Below are 19,295 nucleotides of genomic sequence, written 5' to 3' on the forward strand. Positions count from 1 at the left end.
GGTTAGCAATTTTTCTTAAGTGATATGCCCCTGTTTTACAAGTTTAATTAATAGTAAGTTAATACAGTTGTTAAAGTTTTTGGATTGGGAATTGATATCTTATCCATATGAAGTATTCATTCCTCATTCTGGGCATTGTGCTGTTATCCTGTTCAGGCAATAAAACAGTGAAAGTGAAGGGATCAGATACCGAAGTTAACCTTGCCGTACAGTTTGCAGAGTCATTTCATCATTACAAACCTTCTTTATTCGTTTCCGTATCCGGTGGTGGTTCCGGATTGGGTATCGCCTCCCTGCTGAATGGCACAGCAGATATTGCCAATTCCAGCAGGAGGATCAATGATAAAGAGGTGGCCTTGTTCCGGGAAAAAGGCATCGCGCTCGATTCATTCATTTTTGCACAGGATGCCATTGCCTTTATCGTAGCCGATGATCTTCCAATGGAATCTATCAGTACCCAACAGCTGGCTGATGTGCTGAGTGGAAAGGTCCGGGATTGGGAGCAGATTACGGGAAAGCACCTGCCGGTGAACATTTATGGGCGTCAAAGTAATTCCGGGACCCATGATTTTGTAAAAGATCGTTTGCATATCGCTTTCTCCCCACGCGCAAAACAAATGAATGGCAATGCACAGATCGTGGAAGCCATTCGTGCAGATCACTCCGGCATCGGCTATGTAGGCGCCGGATATGTGAGCGCCGGGGCCAACAAAGGGATAAAAGTATTACCGGTGTATACTACAGACAAAGTGGATGCAGTGTCACCCCTGGATGCTGCAAAAATTGAAGAAGGAAAGTACTTCTTCCAGCGTCCCCTGTTCCAATACTTCAGGGCGAAAGATTCAATACAGGTAAGGCCTTTCATCGATTTTGAACAAAGTGCCGAAGGCCAGAAAATAATTAAGACAGGAGGGTATTATCCAGTTGGAAAATAGATAATGTATCACATTTCTATAAGCTTTCTTAGACTGCTCTTAAACTGCTCTTATACTACGCTTCGATTGCTCTTCGATGCTTCTTCGATGCTTCTTCGATGCTTCTTCGATGCTTCTTCGATTGCTCTTCGATTGCTCTTCGATTGCTCTTCGATGCTTCTTCGATGCTTCTTCGATTGCTCTTCGATTGCGCTTCGATTGTTCTTCGACGCTTCTTCGATTGCTCTTCGATGCTTCTATAACCCAATGCTGATTTTCAAACTGTTATATTCTACCCAAAAAATAATCTTTATGCGTATCAAAAGGCGGGAAAGGATGGATTGGCTCATGAAACAGGTATTTAAAACGACTGGCTTACTCACCATTGCCTTGCTGGCAGGAATTTTCATTATGTTGTTATACAACAGTGTAAGCTTCTTTTTCGATGTACCTCCCATCGACTTTTTTACTGGCGCACAGTGGGATCCGGATAATTCCAAGAATGCCTATAGCATCATTCCATTGCTCGTGAGCACGGGTTTGGTGGCTTTTGGGTCTATGATCATCGCGGTGCCATTGGGTATATTATGTGCCGCCTTCCTTTCAGAACTGGCGCCACGAAAATTGCAGGTCGTATTAAAACCTGTTATCGAAATGCTGGCTGCCATCCCCTCTGTGGCCATTGGTTTCCTGGGTATTACACTGGTAGGACCGGGTATTGCAAAGATATTTGGTATTGCGAATGGATTGAATGCCCTCAATGGTTCTATCTTATTGGCAGTGATGGCATTACCTACCATCATTACCATCAGTGAAGATGCGATCAATGCCATCCCCCGAAGTCATCGCGAAGCTTCGCTGGCACTAGGGGCCAATCAATGGCAAACCTTGTATAGAGTGGTCATACCCGCTGCCTACCCGGGATTAATAGCTGCCGTGTTGTTAGGATTAGGCAGAGCCCTCGGCGAAACAATGACAGTACTCATGGCCACCGGCAATACTGCCGAGATGCCCACAGGTTTCCTGGATTCTATCAGAACCATCACTGCTACCATTGCCATCGAAATGGGAGAGGTGCCTTACCGCACCACCCACTACTTTGCGCTCTTTGCTATCGCAGCAGTGTTGTTCTTAATTACATTAATCATCAACCTCGTTGGGGAATATGCCGCTAACAGGTTGAGAAAATTTCAGGCATGAGAAAATGGTTTAACTGGTTGATATTAACAGGTAGTACGTTCATCGTCTGCCTGTTTTTGGGCGTCATCCTATGGGATATCTTTTCAAAAGGATTATCTGTATTATCATGGCAGTTTGTAAGCCAGCCCCCGGTAGCGGCTATGACTAAAGGAGGGATACTGCCAGCTATTACCGGTACTTTGTTACTCACCTTTATCACGACATTATTCTCCGTGCCCTTCGGTGTTGCCTGTGCCGTATACCTGAATGAATATGCCAGACCTTCGTTGTTGACGAATGTGATCCGGGGTTCTATCCGAAACCTGTCTGGTATTCCTTCTATTATTTATGGCTTGTTTGGACTGGCGCTTTTTGTACAGACCTTCAGGCTCGGCACTTCTGTATTTGCTGCAGGTCTTACATTAGGGTTACTATCATTACCTTATATCATTACTACTACCGAAGAGGCGCTGAAGCGGGTACCTGTCAGTATGCGCGAAGCCACACTGGCACTGGGTATTACACAGTTTGAAACGATCAGGGATGTAGTATTACCCAAGGCATTGCCAGGCATTCTCACAGGCGTTATTCTGACCCTGTCAAGAGCCGCAGGCGAAACAGCGCCTATCTTATTTACCGGTGCCGCATTTTATATCAATGGCATGACAACGGCCCTGGATCAGGAGTTCATGGCATTGCCCTATCACCTGTATATGTTGTGCACACAGCACCAGTCTATCGAAGCCGTACGGCCCCTGGCGTATGGAACGGCTGTGGTACTGATTATAATCGTGTTTCTGCTGAACATGGTCGCATTTTATTTCAGGTTTAAACAAAGAACGCAGGATTGATTATGGATAAGATCAAATTGTCAGCACACCATTTGGATCTGTATTTTGGGAATAAACAGATCCTGAAACAGGTGAATATCGACTTCCCTGAAAACAAGGTGACGGCGCTGATCGGGCCTTCAGGATGTGGAAAGTCTACTTTGCTACGTTCGTTTAACCGCATGCATGATCTATCGCCTGATGCGAAGATTAAGGGAGAGATCCAACTGGATAACCAGGATATTTATGATCACCAGCTCTCTGTCAATGAAGTGAGAAGAAGGATCGGGATGGTGTTTCAGAAAGCCAATCCTTTGCCCAAAAGCATCTTTGATAACCTCGCTTATCCACTGCGCATCCATCAGTTTCCCAAACATGAAATTCCCGGTTTGGTACAGCGGGCACTGGAAGAAAGTTACCTGTGGGATGAAGTAAAAGATGAATTGAAGAAACCTGCCGTAAAATTATCCGGTGGGCAGCAACAACGATTGTGTATAGCAAGAGCTGTGGTCCTGCGCCCCGAGGTGATCCTGATGGATGAACCCTGTTCTGCACTGGATCCCATCAGCACAAATAAAATAGAATCACTCATCCTCAGTCTGAAGCGGGATTATACCATCGTCATCGTCACCCACAATATGCAGCAGGCCCAGCGTATTTCAGACAAAGTCGCTTTTATGTACCTGGGCGAACTGATTGAATATGGCGATACCGAACAGATATTCCATTCCCCTCAACAGGAGCTGACAAAGAATTATGTAAACGGACATTTTGGATAATGCTTACAACGCCACCGGTTCTACCTTGTAACCTGCTTTTCTGAGCAGTGCGATGACCCCACCTTTGCCGGCTAAATGACCTGCGCCAAATGCAAAGAATGCAGGTGTCTGCTGTATTTGCTTTGTGATAACGGGTATCCAGTTGTTATTACGATCGTCCAGCATGAGTTTTTTGTAGCGGACCACATCTTCTTCCTGCAGGATTAAACCAAGCAGCTGGTTGAGATCTGCCTTATAATAAGCATCCAGCAATTGTTGGTACTCCGTTCTGGAAGCTGCCATATCTTTCACCTGCTTTACAAGACTTTCTGCTTCCTCTTTATCAGGAATACTATCAAATATCGCGATCTGATCTTCTGCCTTTTCCAGTCCATGTATGGTGAGACCCTGGTCTTTGGCGAGTAGCAGGAGCATATTTTCGCAGGAGACAGGATTCGGACAGGTAGCGGTTTTTTCCATCAGTATACTCATGATGAGCATGGGTTTCATCTTGTCTAATAACTGCAATGAGGTGCCGATAGAATCGCGGAAGTAATCGCTGAGTATTGTATAATCTTCCGGCGATAACAGGGCTTTGAATGAATAACCTTCAGGCATCATCATCTCACCGGCTATGCGGGTCATGGCTTCTGTATCGTCCATGTTGAATTCCATATAGAAGGCTTTGGTCTCCTTCATCGCTTTGCCAATGGCGACAGAAAAAGGAAGATCGTCAGTGCAGAGCATGTGGATGGTGCCAAACAGGTATGAAGGCTTAGACAGGCCATGGCCGCTGATTTTCCAGAGCAGGGAAGACGAATCTTTCTGTGCTGCCGGCAAAAAGGTCGTTAACAGGCAAAGTAATGTAGTGAACATGATCAGGCAGTTTTGAAGGCTTGTTTTAATTGCTGTTGCAATGTTTCCAGCTGGGTTTTTTGATGCAGTGCAGTTACGACAATACGGTTAATGGGTGGGCTATCCGGATCAGGGTAGCCAAAAGAGGAGATGATGGTTCCCTGGTGTTCCAGCTTTTTTTCAATACCCGCTTTCACCAGGAAGATAGGTAGTCGAAAAGGATTATGTAGCTGAGGCATATCAGCCGTTAACGTTGCAAACTCAGCGATGCGTTGCTGCATCAGTTTTCGTTGATGATGATGCAGTTTTTTGCTTTGCAGAAATGCCCAGGCGCTGGCCGGCATCAATGAAGTACCTGCTGTAAAAGCGGGTGTTTTTTTAATAGCGATGATGTCTTCCAGTCTACCCGAGACCACGCCTCCCTGTATGCTAAATGCCTTGGCCAGTGAAGCGGAGAGCAGGTAGCGGAGTGGCGGGTGCTGTGGCAGTACATGAACAATACCATTACCGTTGGGTCCTAATACACCAAAGCCATGAGAGTCGTCTATCACTACCATCACTTCTTTATTAATTTCATTCAGCCAGTTGAAATCGTTGATATTGCTGGTGAGTGGATTCACACTATCGGTCACGATCGCAAAGGTGCGATCCGGCCAGGCGTTTACTTTCTCAATCGTTTGTGCTGTCCATTCTTCCCAGGTCAGATTGGGGATACTGGCTTTACCTAAACGGAGCGAGGGATGTGTGGTCGGAGAGTAACATAGCTCACCCTGTGTGGCAGCGTATAGCACCGCTGCCTGCGAGGCAAGGTAGCCGGAAGAAAAGGAAGCTGCTGCGGGCTGTTTAAGCATGTCAGCAAGCGTATCGTCCAGTTCTTCATATAGATCAAGGCGTAAGTTAGCAATGCGGGAAGACACAAATACGGTTCCATACAGGTCGATGCCGTTACGGAGTGCTTCTTTGTGATGGGGATGCGCGTGCAGGCCCAGGTAAGAGAAGCCGGAGAAGAAAAGATATTCTTTTCCGCTGATGTGGGTTACCTTGTCAGGAGTCGAATTTGTGTGCAGATACATTTATTCAGCCTTTGTTTTCAAAATGAAATAGTAATCACCTGATTTCACTTTCATATCGAAGTGCGTATCGTCGAGGGTAACAACGGTGACAAGGTTCTCGTAAGTACGGTCTCCGTTATTAGCGGTGATGGAAATGACTTTTCCTGCGCTGAGCATCTTGTATTTGCCGGAATCAGGTTTGTTATCGATCGTGGCGATGAACAGGTTGTTGTCGAGGAACTGGTAGAACACGTTCGTATAGTAGCCTCTTTTCAGTTCAGTCGCCTGGTTGATTTGCGTGATGTCATAACCGGAGCCGGGTGGAACAACTACATCGTACACTCTCCATTTTTTATGGAGGAGTTGTTTGTCGCCAGCGCCACAGGAGCAGAGAAAAAGGATGGCTGATAGAGCGATATATTTCACGGGAGAATAATTTTATGGGAACAAGTTAAAGTAATTTGCGTTACTGGCGGCTGCCAGTAACGCAAAAAGTCATTTCATCATACGATCATTAAATGCCTGTGAGCCTCCCTTCGGAATGCTCAGACTCAGCCACTTGTCGCCTTTCAGGATCTTACCTAAATACACAATCTGTCCTACATGATATGGTACATGCATCAGTTGTCTGTTGATGGCATCTATTACTATAAGTGGTTCACTCCTGATCAATACCGTCTTCTCCAGGTCATCCGGTGTAAGACTGCCGATGGCATCCAGTATCACTTTCCAGCCATCATTCCACAATTGGATGATGGCTTCCTTCGAAGCGACGCCATTTTCAAACTCACTGTCCCTGTTTCTCCATGCCTTCTCTCCATCCGATGTCAGGAAGTCCGTCCAACGTGAACGCATATTCCCGCTCAGGTGTTTTACGATCAGGTAAATGCTGTTTGGCTCACCTTCCGGTTGCCACAGCAGTTGCTCACCTGTCAGTTGGGCGATGGTGTTGTCGCCCAGTGATTTGTAGGAGGACAGTCTTTCGAGTGCGCTGTCCAGGTAAATCTTTCCAAGCATAATCGTATGTATTAGAAACCAGCAGCACTGTCATCACCGCGTTTGTCGCCAACGGCATTCATCTGGCCATCCGCGTTTACTTTGATGACTTCAGTACGGCCAATATGTCCTCTTATAGTGATCTTGTACCCCATTTTTTCCAGGCCTGGCAACGGAGCTTTCTCGAAATCTTCCTCTACCACTACTTCATCCGGCAGCCACTGATGATGGAATTTAGGCGCATCTACAGCTTCTTTCGGAGACAGGTTGAACTCCAGCAGGTTCATTAAGGTCTGGAATACAGAAGTGATGATTGTGGAACCACCTGGTGTACCTGCTACAATGTAGGGCATTTGGTTTTTTAAAACAATGGTGGGCGTCATGGAGCTCAACATCCTTTTGCCGGGGGCAATGGCATTGGCTTCGTTACCTACCAGGCCATACATATTTGGTACGCCTGGTTTTACACTGAAATCATCCATTTCATTATTCAGCAGAAAACCTGCACTACCTACTACTACTTTAGAACCATAACCACCATTCAATGTAGTGGTCACAGATACTGCATTTCCTTCGGCATCCATCACCGATAGGTGAGTGGTTTCATCACTTTCATGAATACTACCCGCCTTTACAACTTCGCTGGAACCAGCTTTGGTAGAGTCGAAGTTATTCATGCGCGACCGGATATAAGTAGCATCAGTCAATTGTTTCACAGGGACCTTTACAAAATCAGGATCACCCAGGAACTGTGCTCTGTCAGCATAAGCGCGTCTTTCTGCTTCTACCATCAGCTGTATAGACTTCACAGCGTGAAAGCCCCATGTAGCTAAAGGATAAGGAGCCACCATGCCCATGAGCTGTTGCAAAGCGATACCACCACTACTTGGCAGCGGCATAGTGACAATGTCGTATTGCTTATATTTAAACACGACAGGTGTTCTGTCTACTGCACGATAAGATTTCAGGTCTTCCAGCGTGATCAGGCCATTGGCTCTTTCCATTTCATCTACGATCTTCCGGGCAGTTTCACCTTCATAAAAACCTTCACGACCTTTGTCACGTATTAGTTTCAGGGTGTTGGCCAGATCTTCCTGGATCAGGATATCTCCTTCCTTCCAGGGAGTGTCGCGCATAAATGCGTTGTCTTCGGTATTGAGTTTTTTAAATTGTGCCTGTGCTGCATTGAGGCTACGTGCTTCAGCAGCCGTAATAGCAAAGCCTTTTTCCGCCAGCCGGATCGCTGGGGCAATGAGTTTTTTCATAGGTAATCTGGCATAAGGCAGGGAAGCAAACAGGCCGGCCACAGTACCCGGTACACCACAGGCCAGGTGACCGTCAATGCTGAGCGACTTGACAGGATTACCATCCGCATCCAGGTACATATCCCTGGTTGCCTTTGCTGGTGCCGCTTCACGATAGTCAAGCGTCACGTTTTTACCTGTCTTCAGGTGGGCCACCATAAATCCGCCACCACCCAGATTACCCGCGGCGGGATATACAACTGCCAGCGCCAGCTGGGTTGCAATTGCAGCATCTACAGCATTACCACCTTGTTTCATTACTTCAATCCCTGCCAGACTTGCAAGGGGATGGGCCGAGACTACGGCACCATGAGAAGCATTTGTTTCTTTTTCAATTTTGTAGTGGATTGCGTCGTCCTGCGCATAAATACTGGTGCAGGAGAACAATGTAAGCGTGAGTAATACTGTGCGCATCTGAAACGTATTTTATTCTTATCGATCAATTTAGTATTTTGGTTAACAGCCTATAGTCTATAACCCATATTCGCCAACTTCAAAGAACAAATCTAAATATAAAACCCAAAATCTACTTCGTATGATTTACCCAGTTAACCATTTCCGGGGGCTATTGCTCCTTTTTTCTCTATTAATCGCCTCGACACAATTTACATTTTCCCAAACAGCAGGTATCATTACCGGCATTGTCAAAGACGGCAATGGCGCTGTATTACCCGGTGCTACCGTACAGATCGAACGTACCAACAAAGGTGGTTATACCAATGCCCAGGGACGGTTTTCGCTGGAGACCATCCCCGGCAATTACACCGTGCTGGTGAGTTACGTGGGATTTGTAACACAACATCAACCTGTCACTGTAAAAGCCGGAAGTACCTTCGAACTCAACATCTCCCTGGTGGCAAGTACAACCATGAATGAACTGGTAGTACTGGGTTCCCGCGGGTTGCCACGTAGTCAGACAGAAACGCCCGTGCCTGTAGATGTGATAGACATCAAACGCATAGTGGAAGATGCACCACAGGTGAGTGTAAACCAGATCCTGAATTATGTAGCACCTTCTTTCAGCTCTGGCGTGCAAACAGTGGCAGATGGTACCGATCACATAGATCCCGCATCCCTGCGCGGTTTAGGTCCTGATCAGGTACTGGTTTTGGTGAATGGTAAAAGAAGATATACCACAGCACTCGTGAATGTAAACGGCACCTTTGGCCGTGGTGCAGTAGGTACTGATATGAACTCCATTCCTACTGCCGCCATCGATCGTATCGAGATCTTAAGAGATGGTGCTGCGGCGCAATATGGCTCTGATGCCATTGCAGGTGTGATCAACATTATCCTGAAGAGTAGCGTCAATCAATTAGGTATCAACGTTACTACAGGCGGGAATGTCACTTCGCAGGCAGCAAACAATTTAGATGGGCAAACCGTGCAAACTGCCGTCAATTATGGCATTCCCATTGGTAATAAAGGAGGCTATATCAACTTCGGCGGTTCCTATGATTTCAGGAATTATACCAATCGCTCAGGTGCATGGGTAGGTACTATCTACAAAGCATACCCCGGTGGTGTGGATAAGACAGATAGTTTTCTCGTAGCCAATCACATTACCCGCAATGATATCCGCATGCGGGTAGGACAGTCAAAACTACGCAGTGCACAGCTGTTTGTGAATGCTAATATTCCATTGGAGAACAATGGTGAAGTGTACTTCTTTGGTGGCATTGGTTACAGGGCAGGTAATGCAGCAGGTGTATACCGCCTGCCCAATGATAGCCGCAATGTGATAGAGATCTATCCACTGGGTTTCCTGCCAGAGATCAATAGCGATATCTATGATCGCTCATTCGGCGCGGGTATCAGGGGAACACTTGGTGAATGGAAAGTTGATTTTAGCAATACTTATGGCAGAAATGAATTTGATTTCTCCGTACAGCATTCGCTGAATGCATCGCTGGAAAATGCATCTCCTACTAAGTTTACCTGCGGTGGGCCGATCTTTGCACAGAATACTACGAACCTTGATTTCTCAAGAAGGGCAGACATTTTTGATATCGCTTTTGGTGCAGAACATCGCTTTGAAAAATACCAGCTGGTAGCAGGTGCAGAGAACTCTTATACGGACTATGGCCGTGCCTCAAAAATAGGTGTAGATGCAAATGGCCATGATATTTTGATACCAGATCCACAGGGCCCGATCAATACATTATTTGGTCCTGATGGTACCGCAAGAGCCGGTGGTGCACAGGTATTTCCCGGTTTCAGACCAGAGAATGCGATCACTGCCACCCGATCGGCCATTGCCGCCTACCTGGATGTAGAAGCGAATTTAAGCAGGGCATTTTTATTAGGGGGTGCCGTCCGTTTTGAAAACTACAATGATTTCGGTAGCACCACAAATGGTAAGATCACCGCCCGCTACAAACTCAGCGAAGGCACTGCTATCCGTGGGTCGGCCAGCACCGGCTTCAGAGCACCTTCATTGCATCAGCAGTATTATTCTTCTACAAGTACCTTGTTTGTAGATGGCGTAGCTTATGAAGTAGGCACTTTTACAAACGATAGTCGTCCGGCACAACTGCTGGGTATTCCCAAACTCAAGCCAGAGAAGTCAAAGAGCGTGAGTGCAGGGTTTACCACCATCGCAGGCAAATTCAGTTTCACCCTGGATGGTTACTATACCCGCATCAATGACAGGATCGTATACACCGATCAGTTTTCCGGTAGCAATGCAGATACCGCTTCTGCAGTAGATAAGGAAATTTACCAGTTACTCTCCCTCGCAAATGCTAACAGGGCAGCTTTCTTTGCGAATGCCATCAACTCAGAAACAAAGGGTGTTGACCTCGTGGCGACTTACAGTACCAGGCTGGGCAAAGGTACTTTCCGTGCAGACCTGTCAGGCACCTATAGTTACACCCAGCAGGTGGGCGATATTCATTCCTCTCCCAAACTGAAAGGCAAGGAGAATATCTATTTCAGCCGTACCAGCCGTATTTATTTAGAAAGAAGCGTACCACGGGAAAAGGTTAATCTCACGCTGGCATATACCATCCATAAATTAAACCTGTTTGTAAGAAATGTGCATTTCGGTAGCGTGGAAGAAGCGACCAATGATCCTGCTTTTTACCAGACCTACGGAGGCAAAGTGATCACAGACGTGGCCATAGGGTACCGACTCGCCAAAGAGGTCAAAGTCAGCATCGGCTCCAACAATGTACTGGACGTTTATCCTGACCTGGTAAAAAATCCCGCCAATACAACCAATAACCAGTTCCGATATAGCCGCCGTGCCACCCAGTTTGGGTATAATGGCCGGTTTTTATTCGCCAGGATAGAACTGAATTTATAACAGGGAGGGAGCAGGAAGCTCCCCCCTTTCGTGCTATTTTGAGTTATTAATATTTTATATATGTTTGTAAGGGACATAATTACCTATGAGAACAGCTTTAAAATGCACGGGCACTTTATTGCTGTTTATGATTACAGTACACTGTAATAACCAGCAACCCGACAATGCGACCTTGAAACAGATTATGCGGGATGAAGATGGCTCCGTATACAAACGCGTATTTACATTATCAACAGCACCCGACAGGGAACGGGTAGAGATCTATTTCAAATCCGGTGGCCTGAAGGAGCTTTACTTCCGCAGGGATGGCAGGCTGGAAGGCCCGCGTCAACTCTTTTATAGCAATGGCATGCTGTCAGAATCCGGCAACTGGCGGAGTGATCGTCGTATAGGTGAGTTCCGTTATTACCGCGAAGATGGGCAGCTGGATTGCGTGCAGTACTTCGGTTTGTTGGGAGACGGTAGCAGATAATACTTATATTTCCTATCTTCATGTAGTAATTCTACAACAGATGAAATACCGTTTACTGACACTGGTTTTTGCAGTTCTTGCCACAACTTTTTCCCTTTCTGCTCAAACACTGCCTTCGCCGGATCAGTTTCTTGGATATCCACTAGGCACACACTTTACCCCACACTACCGGGTGTTGGAATACTTCAGGGCAGTAGCCGCCGTTACGCCCAATATGCAGCTCGAACAATATGGAACTACGTACGAAGGCCGGCCGCTGATGATGGCGACCATCACTTCGCCTGCAAACTTTGCCAGACTCGACCAGATCAGGCAGCATAATATGCAGCTAGTGAGTGGAGAAGCGAAGGTGGCGGACAATGATCCTGTCATTGTATGGCTCAGTTACAATGTACACGGAAACGAAGCCGTATCTACAGAAGCGGCTATGAAAACCCTGTACACACTGGCGAATAAGAGCAATACACAGCAACAGCAATGGCTTGAAAATACGGTGGTGATCATCGATCCCTGTCTGAACCCGGATGGTCGTGAGCGTTATGTAAATTACTACAACCAGGTACATACCATTATTCCTGATCCGGTATTGTCCGGCAGGGAGCATAAAGAACCCTGGCCGGGTGGCAGGGCAAACCACTATTACTTTGACCTGAACCGTGACTGGGCGTGGCAAACACAAACTGAATCACAGGCCAGGATGGCACAATACAACCGCTGGATGCCTCAGGTACATGTGGATTTTCATGAACAAAGCATCGATGCACCTTATTACTTTGCACCTGCAGCTGAACCTTTGCACGATATCATCAAACCATGGCAGAGAGATATGTTGAAGATGATCGGAAAGAACAATGCGAAGTACTTTGATAAAGAAGGCTGGTTGTACTTTACGAAAGAAACATTCGATATGTTTTATCCCAGTTATGGCGATACATATCCTACCTATAATGGTGCCATTGGTATGACGTATGAGCAGGGTGGTGGCGGCCGCGCAGGTATCATGGTCCTGAAACAGGATGGTGATACACTGACGCTGACACAGCGTATTGCGCACCATTTTACCACTGGTATGTCTACCATAGAAGTAGCTGCAGGTCAGGGGCAACAGTTGCTGAAAGATTTCTCCGGCTACTTCTACGAAGCAAGTCATAACCCCGATGGTCCTTACAAAACATATGTGATCAAATCCGGTGGTAATGCAGAAAAATTAGCCGCTTTGGCCATATTGCTGAAACGCAATAATATCAAATTCGGGTATGGTGCAAATGGTGCGCGCGCCACTGGTTTCAACTACTTCAGTGGTAAGACCGAAGGCTTTTCTGTCGATAAAGAAGATATGGTGATCAATGCCATGCAATCGCGTTCTAACCTGCTGAAAGTATTGTTTGAACCAGATAGCCGCCTCACTGATTCTGTTACTTATGATATTACAGCGTGGGCATTGCCTTATGCATATGGCTTGCAATCCTATGCAGTGAAAGAGCCTTTGAATGCAGAGCGCGATACCTTACTGATACCGGTAGCAGCGCCCATGAATTCAGAACGTAGTTATGCCTATCTGGCAAAATGGAATAGTATCAGAGATGTACGTTTCCTCTCCGCCTTATTGAAAAGAAAAATAAGAGTACGATTTGCAGAAGGCCCTTTTACTGCAAGTGGTAAATCTTATCCTGCAGGCACATTGATCATTACAAGATCAGGGAATGAGGGGGTAGGAGAGGGCTTTGATGTGATGGTAACCGGACTGGCTAAAACAGTCGGTGTGACGCTGGATGTAGCGAGTACTGGGTTTGTAGATAAAGGCGTTGACTTTGGATCTGAAAAAGTCCATTATATCAAACCAATGAGAGTCGCATTGGTAATGGGTAGCGGTGTGTCTTCACTGGCAGCTGGTGAGATCTGGTATTATTTCGAACAGCAGATCGGCTACCCGCTGACAATCGTCGATCAAAATAATCTGGAGCAGGTGAACTGGAAAGATGTGGATGTATTGATCCTGCCGGATGGTAATTATAAATTCCTGGCCGATAAGGAGAATGCAAATAAACTGAAAGACTGGGTGAGCAATGGCGGAAAACTGATTGCATTACAGGATGCATTATTCCAGGTAGCGCAACAGGAGTGGGGTATCAAAGTGAAGAAAGATGCCATGCCGGGTTTGGATGAAAAGAAGGATGAATATGCACTCCTGAAGAGTTATGGAAACAGGGAAAGAGATGGTATCAAACAGGCGATTCCGGGCGCTATTTACAGGGTACAATTGGATAATACACATCCGCTGGCATTTGGATTTTCAGATACTTATTATACCCTGAAACAGGATGACAGGTTGTATGAATTTATGGATAGTGATGGCTGGAATGTAGGTATATTGAAAAAGGATAATTACCTGAGTGGATTTGTAGGAACAGAAACCCGCAAGCGCCTGAAAGATGGGGTGCTATTTGGTGTAAAGGAGATCGGGAATGGTAAGATTGTGATGCTGGCAGATGATCCGCTGTTCCGCAGTTTCTGGGAGAATGGGAAATTGCTGTTTGGCAATGCGGTATTCATGGTATTCTAAAAGCGGCAGCAACCTGGTATTCTAAAAGTGGTAAAACTTATTTCTAATCTTAAAGCCGGCCGCAGGCCATACCTCCCCGGGGCTGACCTCAAAAGCAAAATGAAGGTCCTGGCAATTGCATAAACGATGACATGCCTCCATCAGGTATCCGAATAAATAAGGGCTGACCATTACTTTTTGGTCAGCCCTGGCTATTTTTTTATACAAAACCAATTGAGTCAATTCAATTCCCTAAAACCGTTTAATATTACACCCCAGCGAAGGCGTAGTATTCACCTTTGGTGATTTCTTCGCCAATAAATCATTGATCGCATTATTAAGATGCCTTGTCTTCACAGCATCCGCATTACCCGGACTATCATCAATACTGCCCTTATAAACCAGCATACCACTTTGGTTAAAAAGATAACACTCCGGCATATGATCAGCCTGAAACGCATCTGCTATACCTGCTCCAGGATCAGCTACATAATACCAGTTGTATTGCTGAGAAAGCGCATAAGCTTTCATAGCTTCCAGCGTAGCATTGGCATTTGAGTTCACGAGCACTACCCCAACCTGGTTGGTGAGGGCATAGCGGCAAATTTCAATAGTTCTGGCTTTGTTCCTTTCAATATACGGGCAGTCATTGCCAGAAAACATGACTAACAGGCCATTGGTTTGTTTGGCTTTGTTGAGTGTAATTTCTTTTCCGGAAATGTCTTTAAGTGCCTGATCACCTTTAGGGATAGGTGCTCCTATTTCCAAAGATACTTCCCTCACCTGCATGGCGGTGAGAGCAAAGCATAGCGCTAGGTAGTGAGACTTCATCATAAATATAGGTTTACGGGGTAACAGTTGGGCCAAGATAATACTTATGTATTAAATTAATTCAATCTATTGGATGAGTGGTGGGCTTCCTTTAGATACTTAATACTCGCATTGAGCTCAAAACCAATCAACAAGGTCAAGGAATTCAAATATACCGCAATCATCAATATTAACAACGTCCCAACGGACCCGTAAATCTTATTGTAATTACTAAAGTTATTCACAAACACTGAAAAGCCAATAGTCACCAAAATCATTAAAATCGTAGCCAGGGTACTTCCGGCTGTAATAAACTTCCAACGCTTATTCGTCGCTGGCACGAACCTGTACAACACAGACAAGATAGAATAAAAAAGGAAGATAATCAATACCCATCTTGTTGTCTCCGCCAGTGAAATAACCGACTTGTTTTTAATGCCCAGTGTATCAAATATATAATGCAGTACAGTACCCTGCGCAATGATCAATGCCACCGTCAGCAACAGCAAAAACACCAATATTGCGGTCAGTTGCAGCGCCAGTAATCTTTTCTGCCACCACTTCCGCTTCCTGAAGCCCGATTGCTTTCTGTTGAACGAACGGGCTACTCCCATTACGGCATTTGAAGACGCAAAAAAGCTCATCCCAAATGAGATCGACAACAACCCGTTATGATGTGTATACAGGAAGTCGTGGATCATATCACGCACTATGATGTAAGTGTTGTAATTCGGGGTCACATCCTCGGCCAGTTCATACAGGGTAGCCTCCACATTATTCATGGGGATATAAGGCACCAATGTAAACAGGAAGATAAAGAACGGCGGTATCGCCAGCAGGAAGTTAAACGAAATGGCGGCAGCTCTTTCTCCGAGGCTTTTATTCTTGATTTCCCTGAAGAAGTAATGGATCACATCATAAAGGGGCAGGCCCTCAAAACCGGGCAATACGATCCCCTTGCTCCTGTGGATAAGGAAGCCGATAGGTTTGATTGCCAGTATGATAGATTCTATTTTTCTCATAGCTAAGCAGGTAGGCCACTATATACCTCTTGCATTCAGGGCTGCCTGATATAAATGGGCATTTTTCATATGCTCTGCGTAGGTGGCCGCAAAAGCATGATAACCAGAAAAATCAGATTTAGCGCAAAAATACAGGTAATCCGTCTCGGGCGTATTGAGCACTGCTTCCAGTGTTTTTACGGATGGTGTACAAATCGGACCCGGAGGCAAACCTGCATACTTGTACGTATTATAAGGAGAATCAAATTGCAGATGTCCTTCCCTGATCCTTCTCAAAGCAAAATCCTGCAGTGCAAATTTCACAGTCGGATCGGCCTGCAGTCGCATTCCCTTTCTGAACCTGTTTAAATATACACTGGAAATCAATGGTTTTTCGTCATTCTTATTAGATTCCTCTTCTACAATAGAAGCCAGTATGGTCACCTGGTCAATAGAAAGGTTCAAATGTTGTGCTTTCTCTTTTCTTTCTGTCGTCCAGAAGTCTTCTCTTCCTTTTTCAATCTTCTTAAATGCATTCTCTGCAGAAGTGTTCCAGTAAAACTGGTAGGTGTTCGGCATAATGGCACACATCACTGTATTGGTATCCAGTCCATACTGCCTGAGGTACACATTGTCATTGATCAGTGCCTGGAAAGTAGCAGAATCTGCTTCGAGGTTTGCACAGATCTTATGTATCAGGTCCCGCTTTGTTCTGAGTTTGGTGATGGTGAGCACCACGGGTGTCTGACGGCCGGAGCGGAGCAGTTTTACAATTTCGAAATTGCTCATGCCCCTGTTGATCTTATACTTACCTGCCTTTACACGGTCAGGGTATCCCAGTTCCCGTGCCACCCAGTCAAAGCTGCCACGGCTACGGATGATTTCCTGGTCCATGAGTCCATTGAGAACGTCGGTATAGGTACTGCCAGTGCGGACATAAAAGAATTTGTTATCGCCAAATGACCGGGTATTAGGACCAAAAAGGCGATATCCAAAATAAACAAGCGTTCCGGCGGCCAGGGCAATCACGACCACCACGGCGCGTCTGATCCATAGGCTTTTATGTTGCTGTTGCTTTGATTTGCTGCTCTTTGTCTTTGCCATAAAAAGGATAGGTAACAAAAAACCTCGCTGGTTTGGCGAGGTTCTATTAATAGCTTAGTTAGCCAGATTATTTAGATTGCGGAGTAGCACCACCCTGTGGAGCAGGCAGCTGTTGCTGCTGAAGGCCACCGGAAGCTGGTACATTACGCTCGATCACTGACTTTTCCTGCTGTTTTACAGTCCCCTTTGAAATGAAGATAGAAGAGCTCATGCAAAGTACAGCAATGATAGCAGCCAGGATCCAGGTACCTTTCTCAAGTACATCGGTAGTCTGGCGCACACCCATTACCTGGTTACCAAAACCACCAAAAGAGCCGCTCAAACCGCCACCTTTTGGGTTTTGTACCAGCACAAAAAAGCCTAACAGCACGCAGGCCAGGATGATTAAAATACCGAAAATCAATAACATATTATAAATGTGTTAATTTTTGTCTGTTAGAATTTGTATTTCTTTGATCTTTTGCGCAAAATAAGCGCTTTTGGCGGGATTAAGCAAACTTAATTTTTGATATATCAGGATCGCTGTATTATACTGGCGTTGCTTCGCCCATACCTCAGCCAGCGTTTCGGTGACCATATCATTATTAAGTGTGATTGAATTCATCGCCATTTTCTCTACAGCTTCAGATACTTCAGGATCTGCATCCTGGTAACTAATATTGATCTGCTGACGGTACCAGTCTTTACTGGCCTTATCAGCAAAGCTGCTTTTCATATCTTTCAGCCAGGAGGTAAAACTTTTCATCTCCGCTCTGCCCTTTTCATTCAGTTCATCAGCTCTTTCAGGATCTTTCAGGCGCTTGTAGGCGAAATAATCATCTGAAAAAAGTGGTTGGAATGTAAGGGGAGAATTATCATCCAACGCCGGCATGTTCAGCGGGAATATTTTAATTGGCTCTTCTTCAGCTGTGATGGCTACCGGAAGGTCGGGCGCTACTATAATCGGTTCTGGTTCCATCTCTGGCTCTTCTACTTTTGTCTGTTCTGTTATTATTTCTGGTTCCGGCTCTGGTACTTCTTCTGTAACTGTCACATTATCAGGTGTCACGGTGAGCTCGTCATCAGCAATAAATGTCGTTATTTCTTCTTCTATAGGAGCATCGTATGGTGCGGTTTTCTGCTCAGGCGCTTCGTAAGCCGCTTCCTGCTCAGGCGCTTCATACCCCCTTGTCTCGTAAGTCGCTTTCTGCTCAGGCGCCTCATAACCCCCTGTCTCATAAGCCGCTTCCTGCTCAGGCGCTTCATAACCCCTTGTCTCGTAAGTCGCTTTCTGCTCAGGCGCTTCATAACCCCCTGCCTCATACCCCGTTTCCTGCTCAGGCTCCTCATTTATCGAAGTTACCGGCTCTACTACCACAGGTGCTGCCACTGCCTCATCCGTAGTAATAAACCGATAGAAATAATGCATGTTATTGCTGAACTGCTGTGCCTTCTTTACAGCCGGCGCCAGCAGGTTTTTTTGTTCGCTATACTGTTTCCTGGCTAATAATAGCCTGGCCGCCGTAAAGTATGGATATTGTGAAATAACCCAATCTATATCCGGCTCGTTTACCTGCTTAATATCAGGCGTTTGGAAAATATGTTGAATGATCCTGTTTGCGGTCATATAGCTGCTAAAGTATGAAAAAAATTTAAATACGAAAGCTACATTTTACCAGTTTGCAAAGGCCTTATTAAAAATATCATCCACGACCTGGGGGAGAATTGTATTTTCTAACAGGCTGTTTTCCACTGAACTGGGCAACTGCGTGGCCGAGAAGTCAGCAGATCGGGTAAAGGCCTGGGTCCATCCTTTCTTATCGCCCACTCTCTTTACAAAAGTGATACTGATGGTCACTGTCAAACGGGATGTCGCCGCCTTATCCACATTGGTTACTGCCGCATTGCTGAAAGCATACCCCGTAATAGCTCCTTTGAACTCATAGTCGGTATTGTCTTCATTCACCTGTACCAGCCTTGTTTGTGAAGTGACTTTCGTTCTCAGTTTTTCAGTTACGTTCTGGCTCAGGGTTGGGTTATTAATTGGCGCCCTGTTATCAATGAACCGTACATTCACTGTTTTTGCCCCCTGATCTATACTGGCGCCGTTGGCGGAGTATTTAACGGAGCATCCACCTATCATCAGCAACAGGCTGATGGCCATTATCCCCTGAAATAATCTGGTCATTGCA

18 protein-coding genes are annotated in these 19,295 nt (G+C 45.7%); 7 read left to right on the forward strand and 11 right to left on the reverse strand.

Features of this window, described 5'->3' with window-relative positions; translation table 11 throughout:
• The first annotated feature begins 107 nt into the window (after positions 1–107).
• From QQL36_RS18145 to pstB, 4 genes are all read left to right on the forward strand, one after another.
• Positions 108–935, forward strand: a complete 828-nt coding sequence (locus tag QQL36_RS18145) for a substrate-binding domain-containing protein (protein ID WP_083722523.1) — start codon at positions 108–110, stop codon at positions 933–935.
• A 291-nt stretch (positions 936–1,226) separates the two neighbouring features.
• A complete protein-coding gene (pstC, locus tag QQL36_RS18150) occupies positions 1,227–2,114 on the forward strand; it encodes a phosphate ABC transporter permease subunit PstC (protein ID WP_321566292.1) in 888 nt (295 codons plus the stop codon).
• Positions 2,111–2,944: a phosphate ABC transporter permease PstA gene (gene pstA / locus QQL36_RS18155; protein ID WP_083722521.1), complete on the forward strand. Its 834-nt coding sequence runs from the start codon at positions 2,111–2,113 to the stop codon at positions 2,942–2,944. The genes pstC and pstA overlap by 4 nt, the downstream gene beginning before the upstream one ends.
• Before the next feature lie 2 nt (positions 2,945–2,946).
• Positions 2,947–3,702, forward strand: coding sequence for a phosphate ABC transporter ATP-binding protein PstB (gene pstB / locus QQL36_RS18160; protein WP_083722520.1), 756 nt, complete (start codon positions 2,947–2,949; stop codon positions 3,700–3,702).
• A gap of 3 nt (positions 3,703–3,705) precedes the next feature.
• On the opposite strand, the gene QQL36_RS18165 is transcribed toward pstB, so the two are convergent.
• The 5 genes from QQL36_RS18165 to ggt all read right to left on the reverse strand — a co-directional run bounded on the left by QQL36_RS18165 (position 3,706) and on the right by ggt (position 8,302).
• Complete coding sequence (locus tag QQL36_RS18165) at positions 3,706–4,557, reverse strand: TraB/GumN family protein (RefSeq protein ID WP_321566293.1); 852 nt, start codon at positions 4,555–4,557, stop codon at positions 3,706–3,708.
• A gap of 2 nt (positions 4,558–4,559) precedes the next feature.
• Positions 4,560–5,609, reverse strand: coding sequence for a hypothetical protein (locus tag QQL36_RS18170; RefSeq protein ID WP_321566294.1), 1,050 nt, complete (start codon positions 5,607–5,609; stop codon positions 4,560–4,562).
• Positions 5,610–6,014 (reverse strand): hypothetical protein, encoded by a 405-nt coding sequence (locus tag QQL36_RS18175; protein ID WP_321566295.1) that lies wholly within the window; start codon positions 6,012–6,014, stop codon positions 5,610–5,612.
• A 69-nt stretch (positions 6,015–6,083) separates the two neighbouring features.
• Positions 6,084–6,605, reverse strand: coding sequence for a DUF1572 family protein (locus QQL36_RS18180; RefSeq protein ID WP_321566296.1), 522 nt, complete (start codon positions 6,603–6,605; stop codon positions 6,084–6,086).
• Between the two features lie 11 nt (positions 6,606–6,616).
• Positions 6,617–8,302: a gamma-glutamyltransferase gene (gene ggt / locus QQL36_RS18185; RefSeq protein WP_321566297.1), complete on the reverse strand. Its 1,686-nt coding sequence runs from the start codon at positions 8,300–8,302 to the stop codon at positions 6,617–6,619.
• Positions 8,303–8,423: 121 nt separating this feature from the next.
• Between ggt and QQL36_RS18190 the strand changes: the two genes are divergently transcribed.
• The 3 genes from QQL36_RS18190 (at position 8,424) to QQL36_RS18200 (ending at position 14,230) form a co-directional block, all read left to right on the forward strand.
• Positions 8,424–11,195, forward strand: a complete 2,772-nt coding sequence (locus QQL36_RS18190) for a TonB-dependent receptor (RefSeq protein WP_321566298.1) — start codon at positions 8,424–8,426, stop codon at positions 11,193–11,195.
• Between the two features lie 127 nt (positions 11,196–11,322).
• Complete coding sequence (locus QQL36_RS18195; protein ID WP_321566299.1) at positions 11,323–11,667, forward strand: hypothetical protein; 345 nt, start codon at positions 11,323–11,325, stop codon at positions 11,665–11,667.
• A 40-nt stretch (positions 11,668–11,707) separates the two neighbouring features.
• A complete protein-coding gene (locus QQL36_RS18200; RefSeq protein ID WP_321566300.1) occupies positions 11,708–14,230 on the forward strand; it encodes a M14 metallopeptidase family protein in 2,523 nt (840 codons plus the stop codon).
• Between the two features lie 231 nt (positions 14,231–14,461).
• On the opposite strand, the gene QQL36_RS18205 is transcribed toward QQL36_RS18200, so the two are convergent.
• The 6 genes from QQL36_RS18205 to lptE form a co-directional block, all read right to left on the reverse strand.
• Complete coding sequence (locus QQL36_RS18205; RefSeq protein ID WP_235643595.1) at positions 14,462–15,043, reverse strand: redoxin domain-containing protein; 582 nt, start codon at positions 15,041–15,043, stop codon at positions 14,462–14,464.
• Between the two features lie 53 nt (positions 15,044–15,096).
• Positions 15,097–16,041, reverse strand: a complete 945-nt coding sequence (locus QQL36_RS18210) for a YihY/virulence factor BrkB family protein (RefSeq protein ID WP_321566301.1) — start codon at positions 16,039–16,041, stop codon at positions 15,097–15,099.
• An 18-nt stretch (positions 16,042–16,059) separates the two neighbouring features.
• Positions 16,060–17,124 carry an endolytic transglycosylase MltG gene (gene mltG / locus QQL36_RS18215; RefSeq protein ID WP_083722509.1) on the reverse strand — a complete coding sequence of 355 codons (1,065 nt, stop codon included), beginning with the start codon at positions 17,122–17,124 and terminating at the stop codon, positions 16,060–16,062.
• A gap of 67 nt (positions 17,125–17,191) precedes the next feature.
• Complete coding sequence (secG, locus tag QQL36_RS18220) at positions 17,192–17,533, reverse strand: preprotein translocase subunit SecG (RefSeq protein WP_321566302.1); 342 nt, start codon at positions 17,531–17,533, stop codon at positions 17,192–17,194.
• 12 nt (positions 17,534–17,545) lie between these two features.
• On the reverse strand, positions 17,546–18,730 hold the full coding sequence (locus QQL36_RS18225; protein ID WP_321566303.1) for a hypothetical protein: 1,185 nt from the start codon (positions 18,728–18,730) through the stop codon (positions 17,546–17,548).
• Between the two features lie 45 nt (positions 18,731–18,775).
• Positions 18,776–19,291, reverse strand: coding sequence for an LPS assembly lipoprotein LptE (lptE, locus tag QQL36_RS18230; RefSeq protein ID WP_083722506.1), 516 nt, complete (start codon positions 19,289–19,291; stop codon positions 18,776–18,778).
• Between the last annotated feature and the right edge of the window lie 4 nt (positions 19,292–19,295).

It is taken from the genome of Chitinophaga sp. LS1 (assembly GCF_034274695.1).
Lineage (GTDB): Bacteria > Bacteroidota > Bacteroidia > Chitinophagales > Chitinophagaceae > Chitinophaga.

Coding starts and splice junctions, on each gene's coding strand:
- QQL36_RS18190 (WP_321566298.1), top strand. CDS start 8,424: ATGATTTACCCAGTTAACCATTTCCGGGGGCTATTGCTCCTTTTTTCT.
- QQL36_RS18205 (WP_235643595.1), bottom strand. CDS start 15,043: ATGATGAAGTCTCACTACCTAGCGCTATGCTTTGCTCTCACCGCCATG.
- QQL36_RS18145 (WP_083722523.1), top strand. CDS start 108: ATGAAGTATTCATTCCTCATTCTGGGCATTGTGCTGTTATCCTGTTCA.
- pstB (WP_083722520.1), top strand. CDS start 2,947: ATGGATAAGATCAAATTGTCAGCACACCATTTGGATCTGTATTTTGGG.
- QQL36_RS18210 (WP_321566301.1), bottom strand. CDS start 16,041: ATGAGAAAAATAGAATCTATCATACTGGCAATCAAACCTATCGGCTTC.
- secG (WP_321566302.1), bottom strand. CDS start 17,533: ATGTTATTGATTTTCGGTATTTTAATCATCCTGGCCTGCGTGCTGTTA.
- QQL36_RS18180 (WP_321566296.1), bottom strand. CDS start 6,605: ATGCTTGGAAAGATTTACCTGGACAGCGCACTCGAAAGACTGTCCTCC.
- QQL36_RS18200 (WP_321566300.1), top strand. CDS start 11,708: ATGAAATACCGTTTACTGACACTGGTTTTTGCAGTTCTTGCCACAACT.
- mltG (WP_083722509.1), bottom strand. CDS start 17,124: ATGGCAAAGACAAAGAGCAGCAAATCAAAGCAACAGCAACATAAAAGC.
- pstA (WP_083722521.1), top strand. CDS start 2,111: ATGAGAAAATGGTTTAACTGGTTGATATTAACAGGTAGTACGTTCATC.
- lptE (WP_083722506.1), bottom strand. CDS start 19,291: ATGACCAGATTATTTCAGGGGATAATGGCCATCAGCCTGTTGCTGATG.
- QQL36_RS18225 (WP_321566303.1), bottom strand. CDS start 18,730: ATGACCGCAAACAGGATCATTCAACATATTTTCCAAACGCCTGATATT.
- QQL36_RS18195 (WP_321566299.1), top strand. CDS start 11,323: ATGATTACAGTACACTGTAATAACCAGCAACCCGACAATGCGACCTTG.
- QQL36_RS18170 (WP_321566294.1), bottom strand. CDS start 5,609: ATGTATCTGCACACAAATTCGACTCCTGACAAGGTAACCCACATCAGC.
- pstC (WP_321566292.1), top strand. CDS start 1,227: ATGCGTATCAAAAGGCGGGAAAGGATGGATTGGCTCATGAAACAGGTA.
- QQL36_RS18165 (WP_321566293.1), bottom strand. CDS start 4,557: ATGTTCACTACATTACTTTGCCTGTTAACGACCTTTTTGCCGGCAGCA.
- ggt (WP_321566297.1), bottom strand. CDS start 8,302: ATGCGCACAGTATTACTCACGCTTACATTGTTCTCCTGCACCAGTATT.